General features: G+C 41.6%; 1 protein-coding gene. It reads right to left on the bottom strand.

Annotated features, from left to right (window positions below; genetic code table 11):
• Window positions 1–78: 78 nt before the first annotated feature.
• The coding region (locus tag V4596_10895) for an ATP-binding protein (GenBank protein MES2769639.1) at window positions 79–973 on the bottom strand (895 nt) is incomplete at its 5' end.

Below are 973 nucleotides of genomic sequence, written 5' to 3'. Positions count from 1 at the left end.
TGAAGGAAACCCTTTATCTGTCCAGGTAGATGCTTATTGCAAGCTAAAGAAAGCTTTTTAAGCGCACTCCTTTAAACCTTAGTATTTAAAAATGTAATTTTTTATTTTATTGAAAGGCTCTTGGGTTAAGCTCAGAGCCTTTTTTATGTGGTTCATCTTGATTTTTTCACTCATGTCTAGATCTGCGATGGTTCGAGCGACTCTTAAAAGCGCTTGATATCTTCGATGTGAATTTCCTAGCGATGGAAGCAAAAATTCCTTGTCAAATTCATCGACGTCTTTTTCAATCTCTGAAATTTCTTGATGATGGTTCGAGACCATTTGTTTTCTGGTGAAAACTCTAAAATCGATGGCGTTAGAAATCCTAGCCAAACTGTCTTTAGCTAAAACTTCTTTCTGTCCTGTCCATTCGTGGCTCAACGCTAGAATTGAAAATCTATCCATCATTGGTCCAGAGAGCTTTTGAAGTCTGGAATGACAAAATCTTACTCGTCCTTTGCATTCGAAATTTTTCTCTGGAACCAGATGACCACAAGGACAAAGATTCGTTGTCGCCATCAAAAGAAACTGTGCCGGAAAAATACTCACATTACCCGTTCTAGAAATCGTGATCTTCCCGCTTTCCATGGGCTCTCTTAAAGCTTCTTGAACATGACTATCAAACTCTAAGAACTCATCCATAATCAAAGTTCCGCCATGAGCTCTGGTGATTTCACCAGGTCTAGGAGTTGGACCCCCACCGATCATCGCTAGGGCAGTCGATGTATGGTGTGGCGAAACCACCGGACGCCATTCGATGGGGATCCCAAAATATCTAGAAATTTTTTGATAAGATTTAAGTTCATTGGGCGATGGGTCTTTCAATAGCGTGCTTGCGATCATCGCAACCGTTGTCTTTCCCGTCCCCGGAGGTCCTGCAAAAATCACAGGATGCTCACCGGCAGCAACAATCTCGATCACTTCACTTTGTTCT

Source organism: Bdellovibrionota bacterium (assembly GCA_040386775.1).
Classification (GTDB): Bacteria; Bdellovibrionota; Bdellovibrionia; order Bdellovibrionales; family JAEYZS01; genus JAEYZS01.
This window is presented reverse-complemented; position numbering and strand designations above follow the sequence as displayed.